Genomic DNA, 7,612 nt, shown 5'->3' with positions numbered 1-7,612 from the left:
AGCTCGGCGCGGGTGTGGCCGACGACCGCGCCGCGCGAGCGGCCGTGGTTGCGCGTCGCCAGGGTGCGGGCGACGGCGCCGAGGTCGATCGAGTCGTCCTGCGCCTCGAGCCAGTCCGCGACCTGTCCGGCCGTGGCCTTACGGCGCGACGGAAGGGACGCGGACACGACCAGGACGGTGGCGGGGGCACCGGGCGCGGAGGTACCGGTCGTGGCGAGCTCGTCGGCGTTGCGCGCCACGGCGTCGGCCACGCAGCGGGCGACGTCGTCATCCGTGGCCGACCCGGTGGTGGCCGGCGCAGGGGTGGCCGTCGCGGGGGTGGTCTCCGCGGTCGGGTCGGTGTCGGCCGGGGCGCCGGCAGAGGTGTCAGACGGGGCGTCGACGACGACGTGGGCCGGCTGCGGCCGGTACTCGGCCACCACGACGTGCGCGTTGGTGCCACCGAAGCCGAAACCGGAGATGCCGGCGACTGCGCGGCCGCTGTAGCGCGGCCACGGGGTGGTCTCGGTGACCACACTGAGCCGGGCGGCGTCGAAGTCGATGTACGGGTTGGGGCCCGCGTAGTTGATCGTGGGCGGCACGGCGTCGTGCTGCATGCCCAGGATGATCTTGGCCAGCCCGGCCGCACCGGCGGCGGACTCCATGTGCCCGAAGTTGGTCTTGGCCGAGCCCAGGAGCGTGGGCCGGTCGGCGTCGCGGCCGCGGCCGAGCACCTGGCCCAGGGCGGTGGCCTCGATGGGGTCACCGAGGATCGTGCCGGTGCCGTGGGCCTCGATGTAGTCGACCTCGCGCGGGTCCACGCCGGCGTCGGCGTAGGCCTGGCGCAGGACGGAGACCTGGGCGTCCGGGTTGGGGGCGGTCATGCCGTTGGAGCGGCCGTCCGAGTTCACGGCGGACCCCTTGATGACGGCGAGGACCTCGTCACCGTCCCGTTCCGCCTCGGACAGGCGTTTCAGGATGAATACGCCGCCGCCCTCGGCGCGGCAGATGCCGTTGGCGTCCGAGGAGAAGGCCTTGATGCGCCCGTCGGGGCTGAGCGCGGCGCCGGTCTTGGCGAAGCCCATGGTGGCGGCGGGCGCGAGCATCATGTTGACGCCACCGGCCACGACGAGGTCCGACTCGTGCAGGCGCAAGGAGTTGACGGCCTCGTGGATCGCGACCAGCGACGTCGAGCAGGCGGTGTCCAGCGTCATGGACGGGCCGCGGAAGTCGAACGTGTACGAGATCCGGTTGGAGATGATCGAGTTGGAGGCGCCGGTGACCGCGTACGGGGACGCGGCGGCGGAGTCCGACGTGAGCAGGACCTGGTAGTCGCTGGACGACGAGCCCATGAACACGCCGACCTCGCGGCCCTTGAGGTCACTAGCCGGGATGTGGGCGTTCTCGAGGGCTTCCCAGGTGAGCTCGAGCGCGAGCCGCTGCTGCGGGTCGACCATCTCGGCCTCGCGGGGGCTCATGCCGAAGAACTCGGCGTCGAAGTCCTTGACCTCGGTGTCGTCGAGCCAGCCGCCGCGGTTCGGCGCCTCGGCCAGGACCTGCTGGACGTACGCGTCGCCCGCCCACTCCGACCAGCGCGAGTCCGGTCGGGGGCTGGTCGCGTCACGGCCGGAGGCCAGCAGGTCCCAGGTCGCCTCGGGGCTGTCGGCGCCGCCGGGGAAGCGGGTCGCGAGGCCGATGACGGCCACGTCGAACTCCATGCCCGCGCCGCGCTCGCGGAACGTGTGCAGGTCCGTGGGCTCGTCGGCCTCCACCGGACCGTTGACCACGTACTCGGCGAGCGAGGCGATGGTGGGGTGCTGGTAGGCGACGGTCGCGTCCAGCGGCCGGCCGATGAGGTCCTCGAGGTCGGCGGACAGGGACACCGCGTCGCGGGACGACAGGCCGTACTCCTCCAGCGAGCGGTCGTCGGTCACCTTGGAGATGTCGAGCCCGGTGGCCCGGCAGACCCAGCCCCGCATCCATTCGCGGAGCTCCACTACCGTCATCTCGCTCTGTGCCATCGTCGTGGCTCGCCTTTCCTGAAGGTGTCGTCCGGTGTTCCCGTGCGCCGGGGCCGCCGTGCGCCGTGAACCGGCCCGGCGGACGCTACTGCGCCGGCAGGTCCGGGAATGCGGTCTGCTGGTGGCCCCCGCGCAGGGTGCCGTCCACGTACGCCGCCTTGCAGGCACGGCGGGCGATCTTGCCGCTGGACGTGCGGGGGATGGACCCGGCGGGAACCAGGAGAACGTCCTGGGCGGTGACGCCGTGTCGCGCGGAGATCGCCGACCGGACCGCGTCCGCGATGGGACCGGGGTCGGCCTTGCCCGCGCCGGGCGCGCGCTCACCCACCACGACCAGCGTCTCCGAGGAGTCATCGGCGGCGATCTCCGCACCGTTACGCGCCTCGATCGGCAACTGGTTGGCCGGCACGGAGAACGCGGCGACGAAGCCGGGCCGCAGGGCGTCGGACGCGCTCTGCGCGGTGTTCTCCAGGTCCTGGGGGTAGTGGTTGCGGCCCGCGACGATCACCAGATCCTTGACGCGGCCGGTGATGTACAGCTGACCGTCCACGTAGGCGCCGTAGTCGCCGGTGCGCAGCCAGCGCGCGTCCTCGGGTACCGTCCCGAACTCGCGGACGGTCTTGGAGCCATCCTGCAGCCGCTCGACGAGCCGGTTGCCGAAGGTGGCCTCGGACTCCTCGGGGCGCCCCCAGTAGGCGCGACCGATGTTCGTGCCGTGCAGCCAGATCTCGCCGACCCGGCCCTCGGGGAGTTCGCGGCCGGTGCCGTCGTGCTCTCCCGTGGCCTCGTCGATGTTCGCCTCGACGATCGTGGCCCACTGGCTGGGGGCGACGTACCCGCACGCGACCTGGGGGATGGCGTCCTCGTTGCCCTCCACCTGCGACGGCTCGAGGACGGTCATGACGCCCCGGTTGAGATCCGTCCGGTCCACATGGATGACGATCGCCTCGTCATCTCGGCGCGGCGAGGACACGAACAGGGTCGCCTCGGCCATGCCGTAGGACGGCTTGATCACGGTGGGCGCGAGCCCGTAGGGGGCGAACGCCTCGTTGAATGCCCGCATCGACGCCGGGGTGACGGGCTCCGAACCGTTGATGATGCTCGTCACGCCGGACAGGTCGAGGGTCTCGCCCTCCCTGGGCAGGCCGCGGCGGGCGGCGTGCTCGAACGCGAAGTTGGGGGCGGCGGCGAACACCCCGTCGCCGCCGCTCGCGGCGCCGAGCTGGGAGACCCACCGGCCGGGCCGCTGCACGAACGCGCGGGGGCTCATCACCGTGATGGTGGCCCCGCCCATCGCGGGCAGGATGACCGTCAGCAGGCCCATGTCGTGGAACAGCGGCAGCCAGGTGACGCCGCGCGAGGCGCGGGTCAGACCCAGGCTGTCGAAGAGTTGCATGACGTTGGTGACCACGTTGCGGTGCGTGATCTCGACTCCGGCGGGCACCCGGGTCGAGCCCGAGGTGTACTGCAGGTAGGCGATGTCGTCGGCGCCGAGGTCCGGTCGGGACCAGCCGGAGCCGAGCTCGTCGGGGATGGCGTCGACGGCGACGGTGCGCGGACGCTCGCGGGCGGGCAGCTCTCGGAAGAGCTTCCGGACCCCGGCAGCGGATTCGGTCGAGGTGAGGATGACCGCCGGTGCGCAGTCGCCCAGGACCGCGTGGAGGCGGTCGTGGTGGCCCGGCTCATCCGGGTCGAACAGTGGCACGGCGATGAGTCCGGCCTGGATCGCGGCGAAGAACGACACGATGTAGTCCAGGCCCTGCGGGGCGAGGATGGCCACGCGGTCCCCCGGCTTCGCGACCTGCTGCAGGCGGGCCGCGATGGCGTAGAGCCGCTCGCCGAACCGCGTCCACGACAGCTCGTGCACCTCACCGTCACGGGAGGTCGAGTAGTCGATGTAGCGGTAGACCAGCCCGTCATGGGCGGGGTCCTGGCGCGCGGCGGAGACGTTGGCTTCGACGAAGTCGACAAGGGTGGTGCGATCAGGGATGACGATCGCCCCTCCGGCGTCGTGATACTGCTCGAACTCCACGTTGCTCCGTTCCGATCCGTCCTACGTTGGTCGACGTCGTCGACCACGGATATGCCGGGTGCACTGACGACAAGCTTTGTCGATCCTACAGCGTGCCTCAGGGCACATCCGAACTCCGAATCGTCGCTTCGCCAGGCGTGTCGCCCCGCGGGCGCCGGGAGCAGGGCGTGACGGTCACTCGTGGGCGATCTCCGGAGCGGCGTCGACGAGCTCGCTGACGTGGCCGATCGTCCACTCGGGGACGGTGGTCCCGGCGATGACGTCCGGGTTCGTGGCGTACATGGCGTGGATCGCGTTGTTGGCGACGAACTCCTGGAACCGGGCGGCACCGTCGACGACGTTGAGCGGGGCGTTGCAGATCAGGTCGCGCGAGTCGCAGATCTGGGCCGTGCGGTCGTCCAGTTCGCCGAACCCGCCCGGGCGTGGCCCGGTCATGGTGGCACCCGCGATGAGCTGGGTCAGGCCGGTGGCCGGCTGCAGGGCGATCTCCATCCCCTGGCCGTTGCCGGGGGACAGCCCCGGCGACTGGCCCTGCCCCGGCAGGCGGCGGCCGTCCGCGATGAGGACGGAACCGAGCATCCGGTCGGCGGGAACGGGACCGTTGCCGTTACCGATCTCGCTCGTCAGGTCGCCGGCGATCACCGCGCCCTGGGAGAAACCCAGGAGGACGAACGAGGTGAGGGGGCAGTGCTCGTGTGTGGCCGCGAGCTCGGCGCGGGCACGCTCGGTGCCCTCCGCCCGGCTCTGGTCGTAGGTGACCTGGTTCGGCTGCTGCGGGTTCCGGAACTGCGCCACGTAGGGGACGGTGAACACCTCGAGGCGCTCGTCCGGGTACTGCCGGCTCAGCGGGTCCGTGATCGTCCGCAGAAGCGCGTTGGGCAGGAAACCCGGATTGTGCGGATCGTCGGTGGGGCTGCTCTCCCATGTCCCCGGCACGGCGATCATCTCGACGTCCGGGCAGTCGGCGGGCTGGGTCTGCTCGGTCTCGTCCGGGCCGGGCAGCGGGCCGTCGGGGCCGGTCGGCAACCCCCGGTTGCCGAGCCACCACCCGATGCCGAGCACGAGCAGGACGATCACGACGAGCGCCCCCAGCGAGCAGCCGAGACGGCGGCCTCCCCCACGACGCGTTCCGCGAGCCACGATACGAACTCCTTCCCGACCTCCCACACGACTGTGGCGTGTGGCCGACGACCGGTTCAACGCCCCGCGGTCCGCGCGGGTTCCTCAGGTGCCGGGCGAGGTGTCCGGGCTCACCCGGAGCGGCCGCCGCCCGCCGACGACCGCCGTCGTGCTGTTCGAGCCGCGCGGGCGGCAGTGCACTGGGCGGGCCGCTACGGGCAGAGTTGCCCGGCCGAGGCGTCCACGACGACCCGGGACAGTTCGTCGACCTCACGGTCGGAGTAGCCGCCCGCCGAGATCTGACCGGCCACCGCGTCGGCGATCGTCGTGGTCTCGTCCGCGGCTCCGCCGGTGGTGCGGATGCGGCAGATGGTGTTGCCGGCGGCGACGAGCGAATCCGACAGGTCGGCGGTCTCGATGCCCTCCTTCTCCAGTGCGGAGAGGTAGCCGCGCTCGCGCGCACCGATGGCCGGCGCGGTGTACCCCGGCGCATCCGGGGGGACGGGGGCCGGCGCCTCCGTGTACCGGCCGGAGTCCTCCGTCGCCGGGACACGGGAGGCGCCGGCGGAGCCGCCGCCCGGCGGCGGGGCGAGCGTCTCGGAGTCCGGCACGCCGGAGACCGTCGAGTCCCCTCCCCCGCACGCGGTGAGCATCCCTCCGGCGACGAGCAGCGCGGCGCCGAGCGAGAGCGCACGGGACCTCACGAGATCTCCGCCCGGCCACCGGACACGGTGATCCGACCGCCCTCGAACTCCATCACCTGGCCGCCGGAGGTGTTGCGCAGCGGGCCGGTCGGGTAGCCGAGCCGACCGCGCTCGTAGTCGACCGTGCCCCAGGCGTCGAACACCGGGCCGCGGGGGACGACGTGGGCGCCGGTGCGCGGCGACCAGTAGATCGCGCCGCCCTGGAACCGGCTGAACGCGCCGCGTCGGGTGTCGAGGGCGATCTCGTCGGTCACGGGGTAGCCGAGCTCGGAGTTCTCCGCCCCGGCCTCGCGGTAGGCCTTGAGGATGTCCCCCTCGACGACCTTCGGACCCGTCTCCTCCGACCAGTAGACCGTCCCGCCCTGGAAGCCCTGGACGACGCCCGGCTTGTTGGGGTTGGTGATCTCGTCGGTGGTCGGGTACCCGAGGTCGCCGCGCTCCGCGCCGCGCTCCTGCCACATCGCCCGGATGCCGCCGCGGACCGCGTGCGCGCCGGTGGAGGGCGACCAGTAGATGACGCCGTTCTGGAAGGTGGAGAACCGGCCGCGCCCGTCCGGGGTGGTCGTCTCCCCGGACGTCGGCAGCCCGAGCACGCCGTCGGGTCCGCCCTCGGCCTGGTAGGCGGCGCCGATCGCCCCGAGGACGGAGTGCGCCCCCGTGGCCTGCGACCAGAACACGCGGCCGAAGCGGAAGTCGGTGGCCTTGCCGCCCCGGACGTCGTACTCGCCGGTGAGGCACGGCCCGAGTCCGGGCTGCCGCTCGGCCACGCGGGCGATCTCGCCCGCCGCCGCGCACGGCTTCTCGACGTTCTCGATGCCCACCGCGGTGGCGAACTGCGGCCACGCCTGGGTCATCTCGAACTGCCAGTACGGCCACGTGTGGGTACCGGACGGGCGGAAGTTCGCGGTGACCTCGACCCCCTCGGCGCGCGCCTTGTTGACGAAGGTCTGGGTGGTCATCCGCGAGAGGAGCTCGAGCCCGTACCCGGGGAAGTTGGTCGGGATGTCCGGTAGGCCGGACGGCTGGTCCCATGGGCCGGTGTTACCGCTGCCCGCGGAGACGTAGACGCTCTGCCCGCGCATCTTCTCGGTGTGGAGTTTGGGGTCCTGCTCCTGCCACCGGTCCGAGCCGAGCGGACCCCACATGTTCTCGGCCGGGTAGCCGCCGGCGTCCTGCATGGCCACCTTGATGGCCTCGGGCATGCCGAAGCTGGTGGTGTCGAGGAAGCCCGAGTAACTGGCCGCGAACTGGAAGTGCTCGGGGTAGCGCTGCGCGAGCATCATGGCAGCCGTGCCGCCCATGGACAGCCCGGCCACGCCGTGCTTGTCGCCGACCCGCCAGTCCCGCGCCAGCAGCGGGGGCAGCTCCTGCATGAGGAACGTCTCCCACTGGTAGGCCGAACCCTTGGCGTCGGAGACCCAGTCGGTGTAGAAGCTCGACTGGCCGCCCACCGGCAGGATGACGATCGCGTTCTTGGCGTCGAAGAACTGGGAGACCTTGGTCTCGAGAGTCCAGCCGCTCGCGTCATCGCGGGCCCGGAGCCCGTCGAGCAGCAGCAGGGACGGGTAGGTGCGGCCGGGGTCGGCGTTCCACTGGGCGGGGAGCAGGAGCTGCACCTGCACCGCCTGCTCCATGGCCGGCGACTGCACCCACAGGGCCACACGGTTGGCCGACTTCCACTCGACCTTGTCCAGTCGCACGCCGGAGGGTGGCGCCGCGGGCACGCGCAGGCTCGGCGCGTCGGGCGCGCCCGCCGG

Annotated in this window: 5 protein-coding genes and 1 pseudogene; all 6 read right to left on the bottom strand. The window is 72.2% G+C overall.

Annotated features, from left to right (window positions below; all coding sequences use genetic code 11):
- Window positions 1-2,000, bottom strand: a 2,000-nt coding sequence (locus HMPREF3086_RS13795) for a type I polyketide synthase (RefSeq protein ID WP_246831003.1), incomplete at its 3' end; no start/stop codon positions are given.
- 85 nt (window positions 2,001-2,085) lie between these two features.
- Window positions 2,086-4,032, bottom strand: a complete 1,947-nt coding sequence (gene fadD32, locus HMPREF3086_RS13790; RefSeq protein ID WP_061227885.1) for a long-chain-fatty-acid--AMP ligase FadD32 — start codon at window positions 4,030-4,032, stop codon at window positions 2,086-2,088.
- Window positions 4,033-4,206: 174 nt separating this feature from the next.
- Window positions 4,207-5,172: a cutinase family protein gene (locus tag HMPREF3086_RS13785; RefSeq protein ID WP_061227884.1), complete on the bottom strand. Its 966-nt coding sequence runs from the start codon at window positions 5,170-5,172 to the stop codon at window positions 4,207-4,209.
- Between the two features lie 191 nt (window positions 5,173-5,363).
- Complete coding sequence (locus HMPREF3086_RS13780; RefSeq protein ID WP_061227883.1) at window positions 5,364-5,855, bottom strand: DUF732 domain-containing protein; 492 nt, start codon at window positions 5,853-5,855, stop codon at window positions 5,364-5,366.
- Window positions 5,852-6,622 carry an LGFP repeat-containing protein gene (locus HMPREF3086_RS19945; protein ID WP_371441673.1) on the bottom strand — a complete coding sequence of 257 codons (771 nt, stop codon included), beginning with the start codon at window positions 6,620-6,622 and terminating at the stop codon, window positions 5,852-5,854. Before HMPREF3086_RS19945 ends, HMPREF3086_RS13780 begins: the two co-directional genes overlap by 4 nt.
- A gap of 129 nt (window positions 6,623-6,751) precedes the next feature.
- A pseudogene (locus HMPREF3086_RS19940) lies at window positions 6,752-7,489 on the bottom strand (alpha/beta hydrolase); the annotation flags it as partial.
- Window positions 7,490-7,612 lie beyond the last annotated feature (123 nt).

The organism is Dietzia sp. HMSC21D01 (genome assembly GCF_001815995.1).
In the GTDB taxonomy this organism is placed as follows: domain Bacteria; phylum Actinomycetota; class Actinomycetes; order Mycobacteriales; family Mycobacteriaceae; genus Dietzia; species Dietzia cinnamea.
Note: the sequence above shows the minus strand (reverse complement) of the source record. Positions and strands in the feature narration are given on the sequence as shown.